Genomic DNA, 23,231 nt, shown 5'->3' with positions numbered 1-23,231 from the left:
CGCCCTCTGATCCTCAGCCCCTTTGACGTCCGGTCCCCACGCCCCGTACCGTGCAGAGCCGAGACCGGCCCACAGGAGACCACCATGCAAGTCATCGAACAGCAGACCTTCACCAAGCAGCGCATCGAACTCGACGACAAGCAGTTCAGGAACTGCACCTTTGACGACTGCCTCCTGATCTACAGCGGCACCGGCGGCACCGCCCTGAACGGCTGCCACCTGAACAACACGGGCTTCGCGTTCGAGGGCAGCGCCGCCAAGACCATCGAACTGCTGACCGCCATGCACCGCGGCGGCTTCCGCGAACTCGTCGAGGCGACGATTGCCGGTATTCGCGGCGAGCCGTCCACACCCGCCACACCGCAGGCCTGAGCCTCCAGCTCAGTCCACCGCGCTCACGACGCCATCCCGGACTTGCAGGTGGTGGTCGGCCAGCGCGGCGATCTCGCGGTCGTGGGTGATCAGCACGACCGTTCTCCCCTGCCGCGCGGCGTCCTGGAGCTGGCCGAGCACCAGTTCGCCGGTTCTGGAGTCCAGGTTGCCGGTGGGTTCGTCGCACAGCAGCAGCTCGGGATTGCCGGCCAGGGCGCGGGCGATGGCGACGCGCTGGGCCTCGCCGCCGGAGAGCTGGGAGGGCAGGTGCCCGGCGCGTTTCTCCAGACCGACCAGGGCGAGCAGCGCGCGGGCACGGTCGGTGCGTTCACGTACCGGCATCCCGGCCAGCATGAGCGGAAACTCCACGTTCTCCAGCGCGGTCAGGATGCTCACGAGGTTGTGATTCTGGAACACGAAGCCGTAGTGCTTGAGCCGGAAGTCGGCGCGCTGCGTCTCGGTCAGGGTCGTCAGGACCGTGCCGCCGACACTGACGGTGCCGGTGGTGGGCGTGTCGAAGCCGGCGAGCAGGTTCAGCAGGGTGCTCTTGCCGCTGCCCGAGGGGCCGACCACGGCGGTCAGACCCGGCGGGAAGGTGTGCGTCAGGGGGGCCAGGGCCTGCACCTGCCCGTCGCCACTGGGGTAGATGCGCGAGAGCTGCTCGACGTGCAGGGTGGGAAGGGGCGCGGCGGTCATCAGACCCTCCCCAGGGCGTCGGTGATGTTCAGGCGGCTGGCGGCGCGGGCGGGCAGCAGGCCCGAGAGGAGCCCCAGCAACAGGCTGATGCCCAGCGCGAGCAGTGTCAGGCGCGGCGTCAGGGCGGCGGCGTCGATTCCGGCGAGCTGCTGGGTGTAGAGGTTCACGACCCAGATGCCGACCAGGCCCAGCAGCACCCCGCCGACCCCACCGACCAGCGACAGCAGCAGCGATTCGCTGAGCACCAGCGCACGCACGAAGCCGGGCCGCGCGCCGATGGCCCGCAGCGTGCCGAACTCGCGGATGCGTTCGTACACGCCCATCATCACGGTGTTGGCGACCGCCAGCCCGCCCACGACCAGGGCGATCAGCGAGATGCCGAAGCGCACGGCGTCGCTGATCTTCAGGGCGCGGTCAAGGAAACTCAGGAAATCCGACTGCGTGGCGGCCTCCAGATCGAGTTTCTTTGCGAGGGCGGTGGCGACCGTGCGGGCCTGCCGCGGATCGTCCAGCTTCACGGCGACCAGCGACACGCGGTCCTCGGCGCCCTCGCTGCGCTGCAAGGTGCCCAGCGGCAAAAAGATGAAGTTGTCCACCAGCCCGGATTCCGGCGCGAGGATACCCTCGACCTTCACGCGGCTGCGGCGGTTGAGGTTGAGGGTGCTGCCGATCTTGAGGCGCAGGTTCTGCGCGGCCTTGGCACCCGCCACCGCCACGCCCAGGCCCTCGTCCTGGGCCTGCAGCGCCCGGCCCTGCGCGACCGCGGCGTTCGGAAACACCGCCGCGATGCCCTGCGCGGCGGGCAGGCCGTACAGCACGACGCTCTGCGTGACGTCCAGCCCACCCCGTACGGCCATGATCACGGGCGTGACCGTCTGGATCCCGAGTTCCCCGGACAGCGCAGTGATGTCCTGTGCGGTCTTGCTGGGCAGGTTGGGGTGCAGCGCCATGCCCTGCGACAGCGGCGTGAGGCTCACCTGGATGTCCGGGCCGATGCCGCCGAGCTGCTGCGTGAACACCTTGCGGATGCCCTCGCCGAGCGACAGGAAGATCACCATGCTGGCGACCGCCACGGTGATCCCGAGGGCGGTCAGGAGGGTGCGGACGCGCCGGCGGGTCAGGCCGCGCCACGCGAGTCGCCACAGGTCGGTCGGGGTCACGCCTGAGCGTACGCCGAGCGGGGCGGGACACATGTGCGTGGCCGCTTACACATGCGCGTGTGCGGGCCACTCATGGTTCTTGCCTACGCTGGGCGGCATGCGGCCTGCTTCCCTGCTCGCGTCCGTCCTGCTGCTGTCCGGCGTGGCCGGCGCCCAGACCCTGATTCCGCTGGATTCCCGTCCGGCCACGCGGGTGCTGCCCGCCCTGATCGCCGGGCTGGAGGGCGGCGCGCCGCACGTGCCGCCCTCCGACCTGCTGGGCACCGCGCAGCGCGGCGCCGATCCGCTGGCGCTGGGCGCGTGGCTGGAGGTGCAGCCGGTGGACGGCCCACTGGTGGTGGCGCTGGACGCCGTGGCCTACGGCGGACTGGTGCAGTCGCGCACGAGCGCCCTGACGGTCCCCGAGGCGCTGGCCCGGCTGGAGCTGGTCCGGGCGTGGCACGCGCGCACGGACCAGCCGGTGTACGCCTTCATCACGCTGCCGCGCGAGCCGGACGCGACGGACCGGGCGCGCAACCTGGAGGTCGTGCGGGCCATGATCGGCTGGGCACGCGAGGGGGTCTTCGCGGAGCTGCACGTCACGTGGGACGACGCGCTGCCCGGCAGTCCGTCGCCGGCCGAGGGAGCCGCGCTGGCGCAGGACGCACCGGCGAACGTGCGGGTGTACCCGGGCGCAGACGAGGTGCTGTCGATGCTCGCGGCCCGCGCCCTGTCACCGCGCGGGCGCACGTTGCGCGTGGAGTACAGCGACCCGGGGGCCGCGCAGGCGGTCATGCGCTACGAGGGCATTCCGCTGACGCAGAGCGCGGTGAACCACGCGCACGCCAGCGGCTTCGAGGTCACCGAGTCCGGCCCGGCCGACCTGACGCTGTACGTGTACAACGGCGGCGACGCGCGCCGGGCGGCCATCCGCGTCAGTTCTCTGCTGCGCGCGGGGCCGGTGGCGGTCGCGGACGTGGCGCAGGTGAACACCGGCAATCCGCGCCTGTGGGCAGACCTGAGCACGCTGCGCCAGACCGCCAACCTGGAGGCGCTGGCCGCGTGGGGCACGCCGGGCAACAACCTGGGCAGCGCGCTGGCGCACGCGAAGCTGGCCCTGGACGGCGCGAGCGCAGTCCGTCAGGACGCGCTGCTGGCCCGCGAGTACGCCAACGACGTGATCTACAGCGCCCGGGTGCGCGCGCTGCTGCGCCGGGCCCTGCCCGAGTCGGCGCTGGCCGGACAGGACGCGCAGGCGCAGCTCCTGACGCTGGCGAAGGAGTTCTTCCCGCTGCGGGTGGGCAACGAGTACACCCTGAAAGACGCCTTCTTGCCGTGGGGCCGCTCCTTCGAGTGGGAGTTCGACCTCACGCCGGACGCCCAGCCCTGACGCTCACTCGACCGGCGGGTGCGGTTCCTCGGAACTGCGCAGGCTGAGGGCCAGGGCCGCGCCGATCACCAGGGCGGCGCCCAGCAGGGCCAGCGGGGACAGGCGTTCGGCGTACAGCACGGCGGCCAGCACCGCCGCCACCACCGGCTCCAGGCTGGCGATCACGCTGGCACGTGTGGCGTTCAGGTGACGCAGGCCCGCGCTGTACGCCAGGTACGCGAGGTACGTGCTGAAGAACGACAGGGCCAGCAGACTGATCCACGCGGACAGCGTCTTGGGCGAGAAGTGCACCAGCGGCAGCAGCCCCAGCGCGCCCACCGGCAGGGCCACCGCGAGCAGCGCGGGCGGCGCGTAGCGGTGGAAGAAGGCCTTGCCGTACAGGTAGTACAGCGAGTACGTGAAGCCCGCGGCCAGCCCGAAGCCCAGCGCGGGCGCGCTGACGGTCACGCCCTGCCCGCCCCCGAAGCTGATCAGCGCGATGCCGAGCAGCGTGCCCACCACGGCCCCCAGTTCCTTCCAGCCCAGGCGCTCGCGCCAGAAGGCCCAGCCCATCACGGCCACAAAGGCGGGCGCGGTGTACAGCAGCACCGAGGCGAGGCTCGCGCCGCCCGCCCGCACGGCGAGCTGGTACGTGCCGTAGAACACGCTCACGCCGGCCACGCCGAAGGCAGCCGTGATCCACAGGTCGCGCCCGCGCGGCAGTGGCGCGCGGATCACGCCCGCGTGCAGGGCATACAGGCCGCCCGCCAGGGTCGCGCGCCAGAACGCGACCTCCAGCGGCGACACGCCCGCCGCCTGGGCGCTCTTGCCCAGGATGCCCAGCAGACCCCACAGCACCGCCGCCGTGAGGATCAGCAGCGGCGCGCGGCGGACGGCGGTCCCGGCGGTGACCGGACGAGCCGTCACCGGGAGCGGCGCCACACGGCGATGGTCGCGCCCAGCGTGATCAGCAGGCCCAGCGCGCCCACGCCCGCCAGGATCAGCGTGGCGGCGCCGCGCGTCTCGCCCAGCGGGGCCACGGTGTGGTCCGTGTACGCGCCGCGGTCGCCCGGCGGGGCGAGCACGTCCACCGGCACGGGCGAGTCGGCGCGGCCCGCCTGGAGCGCGGTCGGGCCGCCGCTGCGGGTGGGCCGCAGCACGCCGTCGGCCGACAGCGGCGAGTACACCGAGTTCGTGACCCAGTACGCGTACGACCCGGGGGGAATGGCCGCGTCGATCACCACGCTGGTGCCGGACACCCGCATCTGCGGCGCAGCGAGCCGGCGCAGGCCGCTGCCGTCCTCCGCGAGGCCCTCGAGCGTGGTGGTGAAGCCCGTGACGCGCAGGTGGTACTGCCACCCGCCGGAGCCGCGCACCCGCAGGCCGGTGTCGGCCAGCGTGGTCTGCCCGCCGAAGCCGGTCTTCACAAAGATGTCGGTCACGCCGGCCGAGTAGCCGCTGGGCGCGTTCCACGGATTGCCCATCTGGCCGAAGGTGACGGTCACGCGCAGACCGCTGCTCTGGGGCTGGGGCTGCGCGCTGAACGAGCGGATGTCCAGGGCATCCTGGCTCAGGGCGGGGCGGGTCGGCAGGATGTATCCGCCGTCCCCGCGGGCGTCACCGGCCGGGTCCGGGATGGTGAGCATGGCAGCGGCGAGCAGCGACAGCACGCGCGCCAGTATAGGCGGCGCGGACGTGTGGCCGCCGGGCTGCCTCCAGCCGTGCCTACAGACGCACGAGGTCGTCGCGGTGCACGGCCTCCGGGCCGTACGTGAAGCCCAGCACGTCCTCGATGTCGCGCGAGTGCCGCCCGGCGATGCGCGCGAGGTCCGCGGCCGCGTAGCGGCTCAGGCCGCGCGCAATTTCCTGCCCATCGGCGGAGACCAGCCGGACCGTGTGCCCCCGGTCGAAGCGGCCCTCGACGGCGCGGATGCCCGCCGGGAGCAGGCTGCCGCCGCGTTCGCGCACCGCGCGGGCCGCGCCGTCGTCCAGCACCACGCGCCCGGCAGCGACCTCCGCCAGGATCCAGCGCTTGCGCGCTTCCAGGCGCGAGACGGCCGCCACGAAGCGCGTGCCGAGCGCGTCGCCCTGCACGATCCGCAGCAGGGCGTCCGGCGCGTCGCCCGGGGCGATCACGACGGGCGTGCCCGCGCGGGTGGCGATCTCGGCCGCCTGGATCTTGGTGTGCATGCCGCCGGTGCCGCGGTGCGAGCCCGCGCCGCCCGCCAGTGCCCAGATCTCCGGCGTGACGCGCTCCACCACCGGGATCAGCGTGGCGTGCGGATGGGTGCGCGGGTCGGCGGTGTACAGGCCGGGCGCGTCGGTCAGGATCACCAGCAGGTCCGCCTCGACGAGGTTCGCCACGAAGGCCGACAGCGTGTCGTTGTCGCCCACCTTGAGCTGCTCGAGCGCGATGGCGTCGTTCTCGTTGATGACCGGCATCACGCCGCGTGCCAGGCAGGTGTCCAGGGCGGTGCGGGCGTTGAGGTAGCGGGTGCGGTCGCGGAAGTCGTCCGCGATCAGCAGCACCTGCGCGACTGTCAGGCCGTAGATGTCGGCCAGCTGCGCGTACTGGTGCATCAGCCGGCCCTGACCGACAGCCGCCAGCAGCTGCTTTTCGGCCACGGTGCGGTCGCGTGGGGGGAAGCCCAGCGCCTCCCAGCCGGCGATCACCGCGCCGCTGGTCACCAGCACCGCCTCGTGCCCGGCGGCGCGCACCGCCGCGAGGCCGCGCATCAGGTCCACCATCCGGGGACGGTGCAGCCGGTCCGTGCCGGCCGTGAGGACGCTCGTGCCCACCTTGAGAACCACCCGCATGCCGGGCAGCATAGTGCGGCCCGCGCGGGACTCCGGGCGGCACGTCCAGCCGGGATGGGTTTCCGGCGCTCAGCCCTGGCCGGCCGGCGTCCGCCGCCACCACGCCCGGTCGCGGGCGGCGGCCTGCCCCGCCGCGGTGCCCATGAACTCGGGCCGCGGCACCACGCCCACCCGCACGAGGTCCAGCCGGTCCGCGTCCCAGCACGCGCCGATGGTCGGGTCGGCCGAGGTGTGGCCCCGCTCGTGCCCGGAGCAGGCCTCGGCCAGGACGCCCACCTGGTCACCGTCCACGGGCAGGCGGGGACGGAAGTGCCGCACCGGGGCCGCGCCCCGAGCGCCGTGGCCGGTGTCGTGGCCCTCGCTGAGGCGCGCCGCGTCGTGGAACACGGCGAACCAGCGGCAGACCTCCACGTCCCCGCCGCCCGGTTCGGCCAGCCGGACCACGTGCGCCTCGACCGTCGCCCAGTGCCCTGGACCGTGAAGGCTGTGGGCGCCCAACTGGAACTGGGCGGCGAGTTCGGCGCGGATGGCGTGCAGGGCGCGGCCGGTCATCGACGTTCACCGTACGTGCGTGCCCATTCCCATCACGGCCCGCGGCGTGATATAGTCCCCGCTGTTGTCTCGACGCCGTGAGCGGCCGAGCAGTTGCCCCGGCGAGACGCGCCGAGTGGCGTCCGAGGAGTGAAATCATGGCGAAGCACCCCGTTCCCAAGAAGAAGACCAGCAAGAGCAAGCGCGACATGCGCCGCAGCCACCACGCGCTGACCGCCCCCAACCTCAGCGAGTGCCCCCACTGCCACGCGAAGAAGCTCTCGCACCACATCTGCCCCAGCTGCGGCTACTACGACGGCCGTCAGGTGCTGGCCGTCTGAGACGCCCCGCACGCGAATGAAGCTCCCCACGCGGGAGCTTTTTTCATGCCCGGTGTCATGGCCGGCGCCGCGCGCCGCGTCCCGCATGGCTGGTCGGCGGGTCGCCCCGCGCCCAGACGCGGCCGGTATCCTCGGCGGATGACCGCCCCAACCGCGAGCGCCCCGGCGCTGACCTTCGACGAGAAACTCCGCAACTACGCCCGGCTGGCCGTGCGCGTGGGCCTGGGCGTCACGCCCGGCCAGCGCGTGCTGGTGCAGGCCCCGGTGGACACCGCGCCGCTGGCCCGCGTGATCGTGCGCGAGGCCTACGCGGCGGGCGCGAGCTTCGTGGACGTCCGCTGGGACGACGACGACGTAGTGCTGGCCCGCTTCGAGCTGGCGCCGGACGGCACCTTCGAGACCCTGAGCCGGTGGCGGGTGGACGCGGAGCTGGAAACCGCGAACGCGGGCGGCGCCGTGATCGCGATCCGCGCGACCGACCCGAACCTGCTGGGCGGGGTGGACCAGGCGCGCGTGGCGGCGTACCAGAAGGCCCTGGCCACGTACCGCCGGCCGTACTCGCAGCAGGTCATGACCAACCGCCTGAACTGGAACCTGATCAGCGCTCCCATTCCCGGCTGGGCACAGCTGATGTTCCCGGACGCCAGCGCCGAGACGGCCGTCGAGCAGCAGTGGGACGCGATCTTCGCGGCGACCCGCGCCGACCAGCCGGACCCCGTGGCGCTGTGGCACGAACACCTCGCGCACCTGAAGCGCCGGCGGGACGTGCTGACCGCCAAGCAGTACCACGCGCTGCACTTCAGGGGCGGCGACACCGACCTGACCGTGGGCCTCGCGCAGGGTCACATCTGGGGCGGCGGCGCGGCCGACACGCCCGGCGGCATCACCTTCACGGCGAACATCCCGACCGAGGAGGTCTGGACGGCCCCGCACCGCGAGCGGGTGGACGGCGTGGTGGTCAGCACCAAGCCCCTGTCGTACCAGGGCGTGCTGATCGACGGCATCCGCATCGAGTTCAGGGAGGGCCGTATCGTGAGCGCGAGCGCCAAACAGGGTCAGGACGCCCTGACGCGCATGATCGAGACCGACGAGGGCAGCCACCGCCTGGGCGAGGTCGCGCTGGTGCCCGCGTCCAGCCCCATCAGCCGCTCGGGCCTGTTCTTCTTCAACACCCTGTACGACGAGAACGCCGCGTCGCACATCGCCATCGGCAGCGCGTACCGTTTCAACGTCCGGGGTGGCGTGGACATGACGCTGGAGGACTTCCTCGCCACGGGCGGTAACGACAGCCTGACGCATGTGGACTGGATGATCGGCTCCGCGCAGATGGACGTGGACGGCGTGGCGAAGGATGGCACCCGCGAGCCGGTGATGCGCGCGGGCGAGTTCGTGATCTGACGCCGGGAGCAGCGGGCGGAGCACCCGGGATGTCCCGGCGCTCCGCCCTCCGTGCTTGGCTTCCGGCCCCTTACGGCAGCAGGTCTTCGTCCTCGACCAGGAAGTCCACCGCGCCGGACCCGATCTCGTAGTAGCCGCCGACCACGCGGATGCGGCCCTCCTGTTCCGCCCGGCGGATCAGAGGGTGCTCGCGCAGCAGCTGGGCCTGGTGACGGATGTTGTTCAGCACGGCCTCGCGCATGCGGGCCTTCTTGTCGCGGATGGCCGGCAGGCCGTGCACGCTGGGCTGGATGCAGCGGATCAGGGCGCGCAGGTGCTCGGGTTCCTGCTCCACTTTGTCCTCGGGCAGCAGCGCGGCGGCGACCGCGCCGCAGCCCTCGTGGCCGAGCACCATGATCAGCTGCACGTCCAGGTGCTCGATGGCGTATTCCAGGGTGCCCAGGCCGGCGTCACCGACCACATTGCCCGCCACGCGCACCACGAACAGCTGCCCCAGGCCCTGGTCGAACACGATCTCCACCGGCACGCGGCTGTCGCTGCACGCCAGCACGGCGGCGTAGGGCGTCTGGCCCATGATGTGCGCGCGGCGCTCGTTCGCGCCGATCTCCGGGCGGGCCACCTGCCCGCTGAAGAAGCGCGCGTTGCCGTCCTTGAGCGCCTGGATGGCCGCGTCCGGCGACTGCACGTCGGCGTCCTTGAGCTCGGCGATGTCCTCCATGCTCGCCCCACGGCGGATGGCGTCGAGGATGCGGCGTTGCAGGTCGGCGGCCACCACTTCAGCGGGATCGTCCATGGACGCCATGCTACCGGCCCGGCCGTATCCTGACACCATGACGGACGACGCCCCCGGCCTGAGCGACCTGCTGGAGCGCTACGCCACGCTGCGCGACACCATCCAGGGCCTGGAGGCCGAACGCGACGAGCTGGGCGCGCGCATCAAGGCCGCGCTGGGCAGCGGTGAGCACGCCGAGACGGACCTGTACCGCGCGGCGCTGAAGGTCTCGCGCCGCGTCGAGTACCCGCTTGACCGCTTCCGCGAGGTCTTCGGGGACGCGGCGGCGCTGGAGGTCGCGGCCATCGACCGCAAGAAGGCCGACGCGCTCGCGCAGGCCGGCGATCTGGACGCCGAGCGGCTGCGCGACCTGGCGGTGGTAAAAGAAACGCAGGCCCTGGTGCTCCAGAGCAAGACCCGCTGACCGCGCACTGACACGGAGCAGACGCCCCGGTGACGGCGTGGGGCCATCCTGGCGGCATGAACGGACTCCTGGTCTTCGGCGCGGCGACCCTGCCCACGTCCCTGCCCGACCGGGCGCGCCGGCCCGGGTGGTGGGAGTACCACGGCGAGTGGCTGACCGCCGACCTGCACCTGCGGGCCGAGCGCGAGGTGAGGTTAGCCCGGCGCCTCAGCGCGCAGCCGCTCCTCGACCGCCTGACCCGCTGAGGCCGCCGCAGCGCGGCTGGCAGGGCCGGGTCGGCGGTTCACGGCATGAAAAAAGCATTGCCGGTGAGCAACGGCACCCGCGGATCATCCCTTATGGCTGCTGCCTTCCGGCCCTGACCAGGTTCAGGCGTCCACGCTGCGCTGCGCCAGCAATGCGCCGTAGACGATAGCACACAGGAGCGGAGCTTCCTACATCCCAAACAAGGCCGGCGAGGGGCCGGCCCCGAGCCCGGGGGCACCACACCCGCGGCCCGAATGGGAAGCGCCGGAACCCATATGGATTCCGGCGCTGGTCTGGTGCTCGGGATGGGACTTGAACCCACACGGTTGCCCACACGCCCCTCAAACGTGCGCGTCTACCAATTCCGCCACCCGAGCCCAGGGTGCTTGAAGGGCGGACGTCATACTATGGGCGCCCCCGGGAACTGTCAAGCCGAGACGCAGCGGCGCGTGGGCCGTGGCGCTGGCCGTGCCTTGACCGCTCACCCCCGGCGCGTGGTATGTTCACGTTTGCCGCCGCAAGCGGTCCAGGCCCACCACGGTGGATATTGCCGGGCTGCTGCGCGCGGGACATCCCGCAACACGAGAGGCTCAACATGATCGACAAGAAGCAGACCATCCAGACCCACGCCAAGCACGACAAGGACACCGGCGGCACCCACGTGCAGATCGCGCTGCTGACCGAGCGCATCAACAACCTGGCTGCGCACCTGAACGCCAACCGCAAGGACAAGCACGGCCAGCGCGGCCTGCAGATCCTGAACGGCCAGCGCCGCCGCCTGCTGAAGTACCTGGAGCGCACCGACTACGACCAGTACATCGCCCTGACGGATCAGCTCAAGATCCGCCGCGGCCAGCGCATCGTCCGCTAAGCCCTCGACATCACCGACCGCCGTTCCCGTGTGGAGCGGCGGTTTTCACGTGCCCTGACTTCAGCGGTCGCCGCCCGTGGGAAGCCCACGATCCGGCACGGCGCGCCAGTCGCCGCCGGGCACGCTCACGGCTCCTGCCCGTGCCAGCCGGTCCGTGCGGGCGTACACGTACACCCACGCGGCCTCGTCGTGGCCGTCCACCTCCACGGTGACGGCCTTGCGCGTGTACAGGGGCGGCGACTCGTCCAGGCCCTCCAGGGCGTCGAGGAAGGGCAGCGCGTGGGGCCACGCCGCCGGGTCGTAGGTCAGGACGTGGCCGCTGACGGCGTCGGCCGCGTCGCCGGGCACCACGCCGGGGTACGCCTCCGGGCGCAGGTCGATCAGGCGGTGGCCGCGCAGGGTGGCCGGCCGGGCGCGGAACGTTCCGCCCTGCCGGGCGACATGTTCGTTGCGCTCACCGGGCATCAGGGTGCCGTACACGAAGACCGAGGTGAGCAGGGGCGCGCCGGGGGACGTCATCGGCTTCCTGTTATACGCATTCCGGTTCCGTCCCGCACGTCCGGGGAAGGGCTGGAGGGGCATTCAGTTCCTGCAACGCCTCTGCTCTCGTCCCTCGGGAGGCCGCCACGACGGCCACTACAGCCGCTGACCCTGCGGCTGGTGGAAGTACACCCGGCCGACCACCGTGACTTCCTCGGGCTTGACGGGCGGGTGGTCCGGGTTGTCGCTGGTGAGCCACAGCGCCGGTCCGAAACGGCGCAGGCGCTTGACGGTCAGGCCCAGGCCCGGCACGTGCAGGACGTAGATGCGGCCCTCGCGCAGGTCGAGGTCGCCGGGATCGACGTAGATGCGGTCGCCGGGGCGGATGCCTCCGGCCTCGGTGGTCATGGAGTCGCCATTTACCTCCAGCACCAGCATGCCGGGCCGGTGGTCGCGCGCCGGTACGAGTTCATGGTCGATGATGCTGGCGTTGTCCTCGGTGACGGGCAGCCCGGCGGTGGCCAGCGCCCGCACCGGCACACGCACGAGGTCGAGGGTGCTCAGGACGTCGTCGCCGGGGGGCGGCCCCAGCAGCGGCAGCCCGGTGCGGGCGACCCACTCGCTGGCGCTGATGTCCAGCGCGCGGCGCAGGGCGTCCTGGCGGGCGGGCGTCAGGGCGTGCACGGGGCGGCTGCCCGCTTCCAGGCGGCTGAGGTATGACTGGGTGATGTGCGCGTCCGGCCCGCCGTGCTCGCGGGTGGCCTCGCTGATCTCGGCCTGGCGCAGGCCCAGAGCGGTGCGGTGGGCGCGCAGCCATGCGGGCAGGCCAGGGTCCTGGGTCGGGGGCATGCAGGGCAGTGTAGCCGTCTGGATGGGGAGTGAATGAATACCGCCACACTTGAATTATGTCTGCAGTCATACTACGCTACACATCCGATTCTGTTCTCACCGTACTCACTGAGGAGGCCATCATGTCCGACGTCGCACCCCCCACCTTCGCCCTGCTGCAGTGGCTGCCGACCCTGGCCACAGCCTTCGCCGCCGGCACCGTCACGCAGCTGGCCCGGCAGCTCGCCGCCCCCGGCCCGCTGCGCGTGCGCTCCACCGTGGCCCTGGCGGTCGCCGCCGGCATCGCCGCGCTGAGCGTCGTGGCGCTGCTGGCCGTCACCCTGCCCACGGGAACGTCCGCCGCGCTGCTGCTGGCCGCCGCGTGCGTGACCGGCTGGAGCGGCCCCGGCATCCTGGCCCGTCTGGGCCAGCTGGTCGAGCGCCGCCTGGGTCTGCCCGCCACGCCGCAGCCCTTCGACCCCCCCGCCGACCGGCAGCCGTGAGGACCGGGCGGCAGGATGGGAAGACACGCCACACACCCCCGGGTACGCGCAGAGCAGAATGCATCATGACCCCCGAATCCGCCCGCCCGGGGCGCGTTGCTCCGTCGACCATCGCCACCGCGCTGCTGGGTGCGGCGCTGCTTGCGGGAGCGGCCCACGCCGCCACCACGGCCGTCGTGCAGGCCACCTCACCCACTGCGCCGCGCGCGCGCACCGCCGCGCCGGTCACGGCGGCCGAGACCAAGGCACTGGCCGCCCTGTTCACCAAGGTGCGCCCCGCCACCCTGCGCATCGAGCAGTGCCCACCGACCAACTGCGCGTCGCCCGACGGCGTCGGCTCGGCCGTGCTGATCTCCGCTGACGGGCTGGCGCTGACCGCGTACCACGTGGTCGCCAAGGCCCGCGCCCTGAGCGCCCAGACCGTCGACAAGAAGCGCTACGCCCTGCAGGTGCTGGGCTTTGACGAGCAGAACGACATCGCCCTGCTGCGCGTGAATGTCCCCGCGAACACGCCGTACCTGAAGCTGGCCGCCAAGCTGCCCACGGTGGGCGACCTGGAACTCGCGGTCGGGAACGGCAACGGCGCCTTCCTGACGGCCAAGAACGGCCGCCTGATCGCGCTGAACGCCGACGCGGGCCGCGCGGACTTCCCGCCGGGCACCCTGGAACTCGACGCGCCCCTGATTCCCGGCGACAGCGGCGGGCCGATCGTGAATGTCCGGGGCGAACTGACCGGCATCGTGAGCTACATCCGGCTGACGCCGGGCAGCAATTTCGACCCCGCGAATCCAGCCACCGCCGTGTTCCGCTCGTACGCCGTGCCGGTGACCGCCACCGACGCGCTGCTGGCCGAGCTGAAGACCGGCGTGAAGCGCGACGCGCCGCAGATCGGCGTTGGCCTCGCGCCGCAATTCAACCCGGCGTTCATGCTGGACGAGGAGGGCTTCAAGTTGCTCAGCGACGCGCTGAAGCTGGGTCCGACGGCCGGCGCGTTCTTCACCAGCGTGAGCGCGGGCAGCCCGGCGGCGCTCGCGGGCCTCAAGCCCCTGCGGCTGAACACCGATCAGGAACGCGAGTCCGGCGACATCGTGACCGAGGTAAACGGCAAGCGCGTGCTGAACTTCAGCCAGTTCCAGTACGCCGTGCGGTCGTACAAGGTTGGCGACACCGTCACGCTGACGGTGCTGCGCGACGGCAAGACCCTCAAGATTCCCCTCACCCTGACCGGCAGCACGAAGATCAATAACTGAGCGGTAACAGAAGAGCCGGCGAGCGGACACACGCTCGCCGGCGTCTCCTTGCCCGGCAATGCCCCACGGGCAATTTTCCCCCTCCAGCACGACTCTGAGCACCATTACTCTCCGCCCCTCGTGAGCAGGCTTCAAGAACGGCACTTGACAATTACGCATTTAACAGAATAATGCGGCTATGGACACCCTGAAAAAAGCCGGCGCGATGCTCGCCCACCTGGAGCTGTTCCACACCATGCTCGACCTGCGCAGCCTGCTGCAATTGGCCGCGCACATGGAGGAACGCGGCGACCGGGTCACGCTGATCAGCGCGGAGACCGTCACGCTGATCGGCCAGGGCATGACCAGCGAGGCCACCCTGACCACGACCAAGGGCGCGACCATCCAGGCCGCGACCGCCTACCGCGTGCTCCAGGGCCTCAAGGGCCACGACGCGCCCGAGTACGCCGTCACCCGCGAGGAACTCTCGGCGCTGAACGCCCGCGCCGTCACGGAACTCGAGGGCGGTGACGCGCTGCGCGCCTTCGCGGACACGCTGGCCCGCGTGAGCGCCGCCCCCGACACCACCGCGGAGCGTCCCGCCCGGGGCCGCCGCACGCCCGAGGGCGAAGCCGCCGAGGTGCCCGCCGCGTAGCAGCACGGCGAGGGGGCCTGTGGGCCGGTCGGGGTGCAGTCCCGACCGGCCCGCGTCTGTGCGTGGGGTTCATGTGGGGCTGGCACACTGGCACCGTGCGCGCTCCTGCCCTGCTCCTCACCGCGACCCTGGCGACCGCTGCCGCGTCGCCGGCCACCAGCCTGCTGGCGGCGGGCCAGTATGCCCAGGCCTACGACACGGCCCGCGCCGCCGGCGACGACGTGACCGCGAGCGAGGCCGCGCTGGCCGAGGCGCTGTACCACGCGGCCGATCCCGGCATGTGGCTGGGCCGGGCGGCCGACGCGGGCCGCGCCGCCACCCGCGCCGCGCCACAGGATGCCGGCGCGCACCGGACGCTGGGCACCGTGCTGTGCTCGCAGGCCGCGCGCGGCGGGTACACGCTGGGCGCGTACCGGCTGTCGTGGTCGTGCCGCAGCGAGTACGAGCGGAGCCTGGCCCTGGACCCCGCCGCGGCCGAGACGCGCGCCGCGCTGGCCCGCTGGCACTCGGGCGCGTGGGCGCGGGCCGGCGTGTTCGGTGGCGGCGATCCCAGCGCGGCGCGGCACCTGGCCGCCGACGCCCAGACCCACGCGCCGGCCGACCTGCGCGTGCTGGTGCAGGTCGGGCTGGTCGCCGTGGACCTGCGGGACAGCGCGTGGGCCCGCCGCGCGTTCCAGGCGGCGCTGGCCGTGGCGCCCGGCGACGCGCAGGAGCGCGACCTCCAGGCCGTGGCCCGCGCGGCGCTGTCCCGCCTGGAGTGAGCGCCCGGCGGCGATTGATAGCCCGGTTCCGGCACGTCCCGCGCGGCGCGGCTATCCTGACGGGCATGACCGCTCCCGGCCCCACGCCGCTTCACCCTGCTCCGGGCGACGCTCCCAGCGCTGCGCCCAGTGTCGCGCCGAACTTCATCACCGAGATCATCGAACGTGACCTGACCAGCGGCCGGTACCCGCAGGTCGTGACCCGCTTTCCGCCGGAACCCAGCGGGTACGCGCACCTGGGCCACGTGTTCGCGTCGTTCCTGGACTTCCAGACGGCCGCGCAGTACGGCGGGCGCTACCACCTGCGCATGGACGACACCAACCCCGACCTCGCCACGCAGGAATACGTGGACGCCATTGCCGACGACCTGAAGTGGCTCGGCTGGGACTGGGGCGACCACTTCTATTACGCCAGCGACTACTTCGAGCAGTACTACGCGTATGCCGAGCAGCTCGTGCGGCAGGGCGACGCGTACGTGGACTCGGTCAGCGCGGACGAGATGGCGCGGCTGCGCGGCGATCCGCGCACGCCCGGCACCCCCAGCCCGTACCGGGACCGCACGCCCGCGGAGAACCTGGACCTGCTGCGCCGCATGCGGGCGTGCGAGTTTCCGGACGGCTCACATGTGCTGCGCGCGAAGATCGACCTGGCCAGCCCCAACATGAAGCTGCGCGACCCGGTGCTGTACCGCATCCTGCGCGGCGAGCACTACCGGCAGGGCAGCGCGTGGTGCATCTACCCCATGTACGACTTCCAGCACCCATTGCAGGACGCCATCGAGGGCGTCACGCACTCCATGTGCTCGCTGGAGTTCGTGGATAACCGCGCCATCTACGACTGGCTGATGGAGCGCCTGGGCTTCGAGCCGCGCCCGCACCAGTACGAGTTCGGACGCCGGGGCCTGGAGTACACGATCACCAGCAAGCGCAAGCTGCGCCGCCTGATCGAGGGCGGCTTCGTGAACGGCTGGGACGATCCGCGCATGCCGACCCTGCGCGCCCAGCGGCGCCTGGGCGTGACGCCGGGGGCTGTGCGGGCCTTCGCGGCGCAGATCGGGGTGAGCCGCACCAACCGCACCGTGGACCTCGCCGTGTACGAGAACGCCGTGCGCGAGGACCTCAACCACCGCGCGCCCCGCGTGATGGCCGTGCTGGACCCCGTCCGCGTGACGGTCCGCGGCCTGGAGAGCGGCACCCTGAGCCTCCCCTACTGGCCCTTCGACGTCGTGGCGGGCTCGCCGGACGGGCTGGTGGGGGTGCCGGGCGGCGGGCGCGTGCGGCCGGAGGAAGCGGTGCGGGCCGTGCCGATCGGACCGGAGCTGTACATCGAGCGCGAGGACTTCAACCCGGCGCCGCCCAAGGGCTACAAGCGCCTGACGCCGGGCGGCACGGTGCGCCTGCGCGGCGCGGGCGTCATCCGCGCGGACTCGTTCGAGGCGGACGCGGACGGGCGCGTCACGCACCTGCACGCCACGCTGCTGGGCGAGGACGCGCGGGCCGGCGGGGTGATCCACTGGGTGGACGCCGCGCAGGGCGTGCCGGCCGAGTTCCGCCTGTACGACCGCCTGTTCCGCGTGCCGAACCCCGAGGGCGAGCACGAGGACGACCTCGAGCCCGAGCCGGACGCGCACTTCGACCCGGACGAGGCGGCGCTGGAGGACGACGCCGCCCCCGTGGACGCCGGCTTCCTGCGCTACCTGAACCCCGGCAGCCTGCGCGTCACGCGCGGCGTGGTGGAACCCAGCGTGCTCGGTGACCCGCGCGACACCCGCTACCAGTTCGAGCGGCAGGGCTACTTCTGGCGCGACCCGGTGGACAGCCGTGAGGACGCGCTGGTGTTCGGGCGGATCATCACCCTGAAGGACACCTGGGGCCGCGCCGAGACGAAGGCAGAGGGCCGGGATCAGAGGGCCGAGGGCCGAGGAGCGAAAGTCGAGGACGCCCGGACGAAGGTGGACGCCGGGAAGGCCCCCGCCCTGAGCCCCGAACAGGAGGCCGACGCCCTGCGTCTGAGTGGCCTGGGCGCGGCCGACGCAGACGCCCGCACGGTGGCGCGCGACCCGGCGCTGCTGGCGTTCCTGGCAGGGGCCGTGCCGGACGCCACCTTCGGGCAGGTCGCGTCGTGGGCGGTGAACGATCTCGCGCCCGGCCTGCGGGCCGGAGACGTGCGCGTGGACGCGGCGGCGCTGGCCCCGCTGGCCGCGAGGGTGGCCGCGGGCGACCTGAGCATGCGGGTGGCCCGGGCGGCGCTCGCACGGGCCGCGCAGACCGGCGACGCCCCGCTGGACGTGATCGAGCGCGAGGGCCTGGACGCCGGCGTCAGCGGCGACGCCCTGGCCCGCGCCGTCGCGGACGCGCTGGCCGCCCACCCCGACCGCGTGGAGGCGTACCGCGCCGGCAAGACGGCCCTGAAGGGCTTTTTCACCGGCGTGGTCATGCGCGCCACCGGCGGGAAGGCCGAGCCGCACGCGGTGTCGGACGCGCTGGACGCCGCACTGAACACTCCCGCCTGACCGGCACGCATTCCAGCGGGAATCCGGCCGTCCGCCCGCATACAGTGGGCATATGAGACTGTCTCCCCTGCTGCTCGCCCTGTCCCTCTCCCTCGGCGGGACCGCCGGCGCGCTGACCCTGCGGACGGCCGGGGTGTACGCCCTGCCCGGCGCGGACGTGAACCACGCCCGGCCGCTGTCCGGCGGCCGCTGGGCCGTGTCGGCCGACAACGCCGTGATGGTGCTCGGCCGCGACCTGAAGGTCGGGCGCGCGTGGCACACCCTCGCGGGCGGCGTGCGGTTCCTGGCTGTGTCGCCGCAGGGCACCCGCGTGGCCGCCATGACCCGCAGCGAATGGACCGTGTGGGATCTGGACAGCGGCGCGGCGCTCGGGCACGGGCAGATCTACGCCGACCACCTGGGCTTCGACGCGGCCGGCAACGTGCTGGTGATGTACCGCGGCGCCCTGCTGCGCAACACGCTCGCCAGCGGCCCGGAGCGCTTCGAGGCGCTGGACGTGGGCGAGGAGTGGGACGACTTCGTCGCGTCCCCGGACGGCGCGCGGGCGGTGCTGCTGGGCAGCGGGAGCGCGCAGCTCGTGGACCTCGGCAGCGGCGAGGTGCTGGCCGAGGCGGAACTCGCGGACGACGCGGACGGCCTGGCCGCCACCTTCAGCCCGGACGGTCAGACCGTGGTCGTCCGCACCGGCAACGAGGCGTTCCTCCTGACCGCAGGTGGCGACGTCACCGACATCGAGCACGGTTCGGACTTCGGCACCGAGGACAGCGCCGTGTACTTCACCACGGCCGACCGCTTCGTGTATGTGGGCGGCCGGCGCGGCCAGACCTACGACATCGCGAGCGGCAAGGCGGTGGGCCAGCGCTTCAGCGTGCCGTCCGCCGGCGGCGCGGCGCGCGGTTCGGACGGCACCTTCCTGGCGCTGGGACGCGGCGTGGCCCGCTTCGACCCCACCGCGCACGTGGAGAATGTCCGCACTCAGCTGGTGTCGTCGAACGCGTGGCTGGGCGCGTTCCTACCGGACGGGAAGTTCTACGCGGGCGTGGACGACTTCCGCCCGCTGCGCGGCGGCGCGCCCCTGAACGTGGGGCCGCTGGACGACCTGTACGCCTTCGACGCCCAGGCGGGCCGCGTGTGGACGCTGAACGGCACGACGGTCCGCGTGACCCAGGCCGGCCGGGTGCGCGCCCTGGCCACCCTGGACGAGGACGCCGAGTACGAGACGCTGAATGCCACGCCGGACGGCACGGTCGCGGTCGCCAGCGGGTACTACGGTCTGGCCGTGCTGGACGCGCGCACCGGCAAGGTCACGGCCCGCGTCACGTCCGACGAGCTGGACATGGAGGACATCCACGCGGCCATCCCCACACCAGACGGCCGCGCCGTGCTGATCGTGCCGCACGAGGGCAACGTCGTGCGCTACGACCCGCGTGCAGGGAGCCAGCAGACCGCCTTCCGCCTGCCCAGCGGCGCCGAGGCGAACTTCCTGCAGGTCACGCCCGGCGGCACGGTTGCCGTCGACTACACCGACGAGGACGGTGAGCAGCGCATCGGCCTGATCCGCCCCGGCGCGGCCGCGCCCTACAAGACCGTGTCGCTGCCCGCCACCGTGCGCGGCCTGCGCTTCAGCCCGGACGGCAAGGCGCTGGCCGTGCTGACCGGCGGCGAGGACGCGCCCCTGCGCGTGTACGACACGGCCACCGGCGCGCTGCTGGCGAGCGCCGGCCCGTTCAACAACGTCAGCAGCCTGCTCGCGTGGGCGGCCAGCGGCCGGCAGCTCCTCGTCGGCGCGGGCCTGCTGGGCAAGGCCGGGAGCGTCACGGTCTTCGACGTGCTGCCCTGAGAGCAGTCACCAGATCACCGGAGCAGACCGCGGCCTGCGTGGAGCCCACCATGGTGTTGTCCTGCCGTCACCGGAAGACCGCTGTGAGGCCGGTCAGCGGGCCGGCAGGGGCGCGCCCTCGGCGGGGTGCCGCCACGCCAGGCCGGCGCCCAGCAGCAGCACCGCGGCGCTGACGCCCAAGCCCAGGCGCAGGCCGCCCGCGCTGTCGGCCAGCGCGCCGGTGAGCAGCGGGCCCGTGACCTGCCCGGCAGCGAACACGACCGTGAAGGCCGCGATGCCGCGCGCCCACGCGTGCTCGGGCAGCACGCGCCGGGTGATGATGGTGGTGAAGGTCACGACCGCCAGGAAACTCACGCCGAACAGCAGGCCCGACGTGAACAGCGCGGCGGGGTGCGTGCTCAGCAGCGGCAGAGCCGCGCCGGTCGCCAGGGTGAGCATCTGCACGGCCATGGCCCGCGCGCCGCGGGCGTGCGTGGCGAGCGCCCGCCACACCAGCGGGTTCACGACCACGGCCGCGCCCAGCAACGCCCAGAACGGCGTGACCAGCGCGCCCGCCCCGCTCGCGCGCAGGAAGGCCACGATGAAGGTCATGTACGCGATGTACCCGATGCCGAAGCACGCGTACGCAGCGAGCGTCCACGCCAGCGGGCGCAGCGGGGCGGGCGCGGCACCGTCCAGCGGGGACGCGCCGCGCTCCGGGAAGCGCGTCAGGGGCCGCAGCGTCAGCAGCAGGCACGCCAGCGAGGCGAGGCCCAGCGCCGCCCACGCGCCCCGCCAGCCGCCCACGAGCAGTGGCGGCAGCAGCAGCGCCGAGAGCACGATCCCGATGCCACTGCCGCCGTAGAACACGCCCAGCAGCAGGGCGCTGCGCTGCGGGTGCGCGCGGGCCGCCAGCGCCGCCAGCCCGCCCCCGCTGACGAACACCAGCGCGCCGCCCAGCCCAGCCAGCAGCCGCAGGAGCAGCAGCGGAGCACTGGCGGCCGTGGCCGCGCACGCGAGCAGCGACAGCGCGCTCAGCAGCAGCCCACCCGTGAACACCCGTTTCAGGCCCCAGCGGCCCGACAGCGGCGTGGCGGCCAGCGCGCCCAGCAGATACCCCAGCGCGTTCGCGGCATTCATGGCACCTGACAGCGTGAACGACCAGCCCAGGTCGGCGCGCATCACCGGCAGCAGCAGCGCGTACGCGAAGCGTGCGAAGCCCAGCGCGACCGCCGCCCCCAGCGACAGGGCCAGCATGTCCAGCAGGGCCGAGCCGCCGGCTGCCGGGCGGGTTTTGCCTTCCTGGATCACGCCGTGGCCGGGTGGTCAGGTCTGCGGTCTCCGGCCCCGTCGCGGCCACGGCGCGGCGTCATGTCAGTTCAGCATGCGGCCGCCCGGCGCGCCGCCCTGCTCCAGCATCGCCTCGGCCTTGCGCAGGTGATCTTGCAGGGTCACGTGCCAGTCGTCGCTTTCGGGCGTGGACGCCAGCGCCTGCTGGGCGTGCGCGTACGCGGCCGCCGGGTTCGGGAAACCCTGCTGGGCCATCACGTCCGCGGCCATCTGGTGCCCGGTGATCCAGTCGCGGCTGTCGGGGGCGGCCTCGCGGATCACGCGCTCGTAGTGCTCCAGGGCGTCGTCGAGCTGGAAGTAGTCCAGGGCAACGGAGCCCAGCACCAAGCTGGCCGGCACGACCGCGCCCTGCGCGAGCGCCTGCTCGGCCTCCAGCTGCGCTTCCTGGAGCCGGCCCAGGCGGTAGTCGCACTCGGCGATGTCGGCCAGCACCTCCGGGTGGTACGGGTACTCGGGCTCGTTCAGAACGCTCTCGAGCTTCTCGCGCGCCTCGACGGGCCGGTCGAGGTCGAGCAGCGCCACGCCCAGCTCATGGTTCGCGTAGGGCCGGTCAACGTCGCTGGCGAGCGTCAGGGCGTTCGCGAAGGATTCCAGCGCCTCCTCCTGCCGGCCGAGCTGGGCCAGCACCTGCCCGCGCACCAGCGACACGCCGTAGCTGGGATCGCCGTGCTCGCGCTCCAGGCGGTCAGCCTCGCGGATCATGTCGAGCGCCGCGTCCGGCTGGCCGGAATTCAGCAGCGCCTGGGCCCGCAGATAGTGCCAGGTGGCCAGGCCCAGCGCTTCTTCCTCGTTCGGCCGCTGCGGGTACAGTGGCCGCGCCTGGTCCAGCACGGTCTTGGCGTTCTCCGCCTGCCCCTGCTGGATCAGCAGCGCCGCCTGTTCCTGCAGCATGGTCGCCCGGTCGATGCCCTGCGCGAGGTGCGCCGCCTCGGCGTACAGCAGCACGGCGTCCGCGGTGTGGCCCAGCTGCTCCTGCGCGTCCGCCTGCCACGAGCGCAGCCTCCAGCGCAGGTGCTCGGGCAGTTCGGTGCTGGCCAGCACCACGTCCAGCGCCTCCTGGTGCCGGTCGGACAGCGCCAGCGCGCACACGGCGTGGTACCGCGCCAGCGGATCGGCCGCACCCGTCGCCTGCGGGGGCGGCGCCGCGGCGTCCGGGCCGCGCGTGCGGGCGTCCAGCTCCGCGGAGAGCGCCTGGTACAGCGGATCAGCGCGCAGGGCCGGGTTCAGGGTGCGGGCCTCCTGCAAGGCCGCAGCGAGGGGGTCGGTGGCGGCGTCGCCGTACAGGGTGTGCAGGCTGCCCAGGTACAGGGCCAGGCGGGCCCGCACGTCCCGGCTGGCCTCGTTCATGGCGTGCTCCAGCACGTCGAAGGCCGAGTCGTACTCGCTGCCCGCGAGCGCCGCAGTGGCCTGGTGCCAGGTGGTGGCCGCGTCAATCATTCTTCCCCAGGATAGCGCGCGGCGTTCCGCGCCCGGCGTGACCCGGGCTCCCGGCACCTTCAGCCGCGTGCGAGCCGCAGCAGACCCCACACCGCCAGCACGGCCCCCACCACCAGCAGCCCGACCAGCGCCGGCAGCAGCCACGGCACCTGACGGCTCAGCCGCGCGGACCGGGCGCGCGCGTCGGCGAGCACCGGCGCGGGCAGGCCCCGCGCGGCATACGCCAGCAGCGCCGGCACGATCACCAGGTCGTCGCCCATGCCCAGCAGCGGCACGCCGTCCGGCAGCAGGTCCACGGGGCTCAGGGCGTACAGCAGCGCGCCCGCCGCGATCCAGCGCGCGCGGTCCGGCGTGCGGCGGTCGCGGACGGCGTACAGCAGGGCCAGCGCGTCGCGCCAAATGGGCCGCAGTCGGGTCAGGACAGGCGAGAAGATCATGCCCGGCACTACGCTCCCAGGCCGCATGGAGTTCCGGCGGGCGGCCGTGCTACACTCCTAGCTTGCAGCCGTGCCCGTCAGTCGCGGGCTGGCCCGGAGGTTCAGGAACGAGACTCGCCCACGCGAGTCCACGTGTACCGCGAGGACACGTTCACGGAGACGGGAACACGCACCGAGCACCACTGCACCCCCACCTGCTGGGGGCCGTGCTCCCTGCTTGCCCCGCTTCCGGTTCCGCCGCCG

The 23,231-nt window shown here is 72.9% G+C and carries 25 protein-coding genes, 1 tRNA gene and 1 other RNA gene; 13 read left to right on the top strand and 14 right to left on the bottom strand.

Features of this window, described 5'->3' with window-relative positions:
* Positions 1-84: 84 nt before the first annotated feature.
* The gene (locus tag HNQ07_RS08465) at positions 85-372 is read left to right on the top strand and encodes a hypothetical protein (protein WP_184110638.1); all 288 of its coding nucleotides are present in this window, start codon (positions 85-87) and stop codon (positions 370-372) included.
* 9 nt (positions 373-381) lie between these two features.
* Here the strand turns inward: HNQ07_RS08465 and HNQ07_RS08460 are convergent, their stop codons facing one another.
* Both HNQ07_RS08460 and HNQ07_RS08455 read right to left on the bottom strand, forming a co-directional pair.
* The gene (locus HNQ07_RS08460) at positions 382-1,068 is read right to left on the bottom strand and encodes an ABC transporter ATP-binding protein (protein WP_184110636.1); all 687 of its coding nucleotides are present in this window, start codon (positions 1,066-1,068) and stop codon (positions 382-384) included.
* A complete protein-coding gene (locus HNQ07_RS08455; RefSeq protein WP_184110634.1) occupies positions 1,068-2,228 on the bottom strand; it encodes an ABC transporter permease in 1,161 nt (386 codons plus the stop codon). The genes HNQ07_RS08460 and HNQ07_RS08455 overlap by 1 nt, the downstream gene beginning before the upstream one ends.
* A 97-nt stretch (positions 2,229-2,325) precedes the next feature.
* Here HNQ07_RS08455 and HNQ07_RS08450 point away from each other — a divergent pair, with 97 nt between their 5' ends.
* Positions 2,326-3,597, top strand: a complete 1,272-nt coding sequence (locus tag HNQ07_RS08450; RefSeq protein WP_184110632.1) for a DUF4127 family protein — start codon at positions 2,326-2,328, stop codon at positions 3,595-3,597.
* Positions 3,598-3,600: 3 nt separating this feature from the next.
* Here the strand turns inward: HNQ07_RS08450 and HNQ07_RS08445 are convergent, their stop codons facing one another.
* The 4 genes from HNQ07_RS08445 to HNQ07_RS08430 form a co-directional block, all read right to left on the bottom strand.
* Positions 3,601-4,518 carry a DMT family transporter gene (locus tag HNQ07_RS08445; RefSeq protein ID WP_229831883.1) on the bottom strand — a complete coding sequence of 306 codons (918 nt, stop codon included), beginning with the start codon at positions 4,516-4,518 and terminating at the stop codon, positions 3,601-3,603.
* Positions 4,500-5,246: a glucodextranase DOMON-like domain-containing protein gene (locus HNQ07_RS08440; protein WP_229831884.1), complete on the bottom strand. Its 747-nt coding sequence runs from the start codon at positions 5,244-5,246 to the stop codon at positions 4,500-4,502. Before HNQ07_RS08440 ends, HNQ07_RS08445 begins: the two co-directional genes overlap by 19 nt.
* 55 nt (positions 5,247-5,301) lie before the next feature.
* Entirely contained in the window at positions 5,302-6,393 is a 1,092-nt protein-coding gene (gene proB, locus HNQ07_RS08435; protein ID WP_184110630.1) for a glutamate 5-kinase, read from the bottom strand.
* 69 nt (positions 6,394-6,462) lie between these two features.
* A complete protein-coding gene (locus HNQ07_RS08430; protein WP_184110629.1) occupies positions 6,463-6,945 on the bottom strand; it encodes a hypothetical protein in 483 nt (160 codons plus the stop codon).
* 137 nt (positions 6,946-7,082) lie between these two features.
* Here HNQ07_RS08430 and rpmF point away from each other — a divergent pair, with 137 nt between their 5' ends.
* Together rpmF and HNQ07_RS08420 are read left to right on the top strand one after the other, a co-directional pair.
* Positions 7,083-7,265, top strand: a complete 183-nt coding sequence (rpmF, locus tag HNQ07_RS08425) for a 50S ribosomal protein L32 (protein WP_136391122.1) — start codon at positions 7,083-7,085, stop codon at positions 7,263-7,265.
* Between the two features lie 138 nt (positions 7,266-7,403).
* Complete coding sequence (locus tag HNQ07_RS08420; protein WP_184110628.1) at positions 7,404-8,663, top strand: aminopeptidase; 1,260 nt, start codon at positions 7,404-7,406, stop codon at positions 8,661-8,663.
* 70 nt (positions 8,664-8,733) lie between these two features.
* On the opposite strand, the gene HNQ07_RS08415 is transcribed toward HNQ07_RS08420, so the two are convergent.
* Positions 8,734-9,456, bottom strand: coding sequence for a carbonic anhydrase (locus HNQ07_RS08415; protein WP_184110627.1), 723 nt, complete (start codon positions 9,454-9,456; stop codon positions 8,734-8,736).
* Positions 9,457-9,493: 37 nt separating this feature from the next.
* On the opposite strand from HNQ07_RS08415, the gene HNQ07_RS08410 reads away from it, so the two are divergent.
* Together HNQ07_RS08410 and HNQ07_RS08405 are read left to right on the top strand one after the other, a co-directional pair.
* Positions 9,494-9,859 carry a hypothetical protein gene (locus HNQ07_RS08410; protein ID WP_184110626.1) on the top strand — a complete coding sequence of 122 codons (366 nt, stop codon included), beginning with the start codon at positions 9,494-9,496 and terminating at the stop codon, positions 9,857-9,859.
* Between the two features lie 56 nt (positions 9,860-9,915).
* Positions 9,916-10,104, top strand: a complete 189-nt coding sequence (locus HNQ07_RS08405) for a hypothetical protein (protein WP_184110625.1) — start codon at positions 9,916-9,918, stop codon at positions 10,102-10,104.
* A gap of 54 nt (positions 10,105-10,158) precedes the next feature.
* On the opposite strand, the gene ffs is transcribed toward HNQ07_RS08405, so the two are convergent.
* Positions 10,159-10,257, bottom strand: an RNA gene (gene ffs, locus HNQ07_RS08400) — signal recognition particle sRNA small type.
* A 142-nt stretch (positions 10,258-10,399) separates the two neighbouring features.
* Positions 10,400-10,482, bottom strand: a tRNA-Leu gene (locus tag HNQ07_RS08395).
* Positions 10,483-10,700: 218 nt separating this feature from the next.
* Between HNQ07_RS08395 and rpsO the strand changes: the two genes are divergently transcribed.
* Positions 10,701-10,976, top strand: a complete 276-nt coding sequence (gene rpsO, locus HNQ07_RS08390) for a 30S ribosomal protein S15 (protein WP_184110624.1) — start codon at positions 10,701-10,703, stop codon at positions 10,974-10,976.
* A gap of 60 nt (positions 10,977-11,036) precedes the next feature.
* On the opposite strand, the gene HNQ07_RS08385 is transcribed toward rpsO, so the two are convergent.
* Together HNQ07_RS08385 and HNQ07_RS08380 are read right to left on the bottom strand one after the other, a co-directional pair.
* Positions 11,037-11,495 carry a gamma-glutamylcyclotransferase family protein gene (locus HNQ07_RS08385; RefSeq protein ID WP_184110615.1) on the bottom strand — a complete coding sequence of 153 codons (459 nt, stop codon included), beginning with the start codon at positions 11,493-11,495 and terminating at the stop codon, positions 11,037-11,039.
* A gap of 117 nt (positions 11,496-11,612) precedes the next feature.
* Positions 11,613-12,305, bottom strand: coding sequence for an XRE family transcriptional regulator (locus HNQ07_RS08380; RefSeq protein WP_184110605.1), 693 nt, complete (start codon positions 12,303-12,305; stop codon positions 11,613-11,615).
* Positions 12,306-12,427: 122 nt separating this feature from the next.
* Here HNQ07_RS08380 and HNQ07_RS08375 point away from each other — a divergent pair, with 122 nt between their 5' ends.
* The 6 genes from HNQ07_RS08375 to HNQ07_RS08350 all read left to right on the top strand — a co-directional run bounded on the left by HNQ07_RS08375 (position 12,428) and on the right by HNQ07_RS08350 (position 19,785).
* Positions 12,428-12,787 carry a hypothetical protein gene (locus tag HNQ07_RS08375; RefSeq protein ID WP_184110602.1) on the top strand — a complete coding sequence of 120 codons (360 nt, stop codon included), beginning with the start codon at positions 12,428-12,430 and terminating at the stop codon, positions 12,785-12,787.
* A gap of 65 nt (positions 12,788-12,852) precedes the next feature.
* Positions 12,853-14,037: a S1C family serine protease gene (locus tag HNQ07_RS08370; protein WP_184110600.1), complete on the top strand. Its 1,185-nt coding sequence runs from the start codon at positions 12,853-12,855 to the stop codon at positions 14,035-14,037.
* Positions 14,038-14,215: 178 nt separating this feature from the next.
* Positions 14,216-14,671: a Rossmann-fold NAD(P)-binding domain-containing protein gene (locus HNQ07_RS08365; protein ID WP_184110598.1), complete on the top strand. Its 456-nt coding sequence runs from the start codon at positions 14,216-14,218 to the stop codon at positions 14,669-14,671.
* 95 nt (positions 14,672-14,766) lie between these two features.
* Positions 14,767-15,432 (top strand): hypothetical protein, encoded by a 666-nt coding sequence (locus HNQ07_RS08360; protein ID WP_184110596.1) that lies wholly within the window; start codon positions 14,767-14,769, stop codon positions 15,430-15,432.
* Positions 15,433-15,497: 65 nt separating this feature from the next.
* Positions 15,498-17,945: a glutamine--tRNA ligase/YqeY domain fusion protein gene (locus HNQ07_RS08355; protein WP_184110594.1), complete on the top strand. Its 2,448-nt coding sequence runs from the start codon at positions 15,498-15,500 to the stop codon at positions 17,943-17,945.
* A gap of 52 nt (positions 17,946-17,997) precedes the next feature.
* Positions 17,998-19,785: a WD40 repeat domain-containing protein gene (locus HNQ07_RS08350; RefSeq protein WP_184110592.1), complete on the top strand. Its 1,788-nt coding sequence runs from the start codon at positions 17,998-18,000 to the stop codon at positions 19,783-19,785.
* Between the two features lie 93 nt (positions 19,786-19,878).
* On the opposite strand, the gene HNQ07_RS08345 is transcribed toward HNQ07_RS08350, so the two are convergent.
* From HNQ07_RS08345 to HNQ07_RS08335, 3 genes are all read right to left on the bottom strand, one after another.
* Positions 19,879-21,075 (bottom strand): YbfB/YjiJ family MFS transporter, encoded by a 1,197-nt coding sequence (locus tag HNQ07_RS08345; RefSeq protein ID WP_229831885.1) that lies wholly within the window; start codon positions 21,073-21,075, stop codon positions 19,879-19,881.
* 63 nt (positions 21,076-21,138) lie between these two features.
* Positions 21,139-22,551, bottom strand: coding sequence for a tetratricopeptide repeat protein (locus HNQ07_RS08340; protein WP_184110590.1), 1,413 nt, complete (start codon positions 22,549-22,551; stop codon positions 21,139-21,141).
* 59 nt (positions 22,552-22,610) lie between these two features.
* Positions 22,611-22,988, bottom strand: coding sequence for a YkvA family protein (locus HNQ07_RS08335; RefSeq protein ID WP_184110588.1), 378 nt, complete (start codon positions 22,986-22,988; stop codon positions 22,611-22,613).
* Positions 22,989-23,231 lie beyond the last annotated feature (243 nt).

It is taken from the genome of Deinococcus metalli (genome assembly GCF_014201805.1).
GTDB lineage: Bacteria > Deinococcota > Deinococci > Deinococcales > Deinococcaceae > Deinococcus > Deinococcus metalli.
This window is presented reverse-complemented; position numbering and strand designations above follow the sequence as displayed.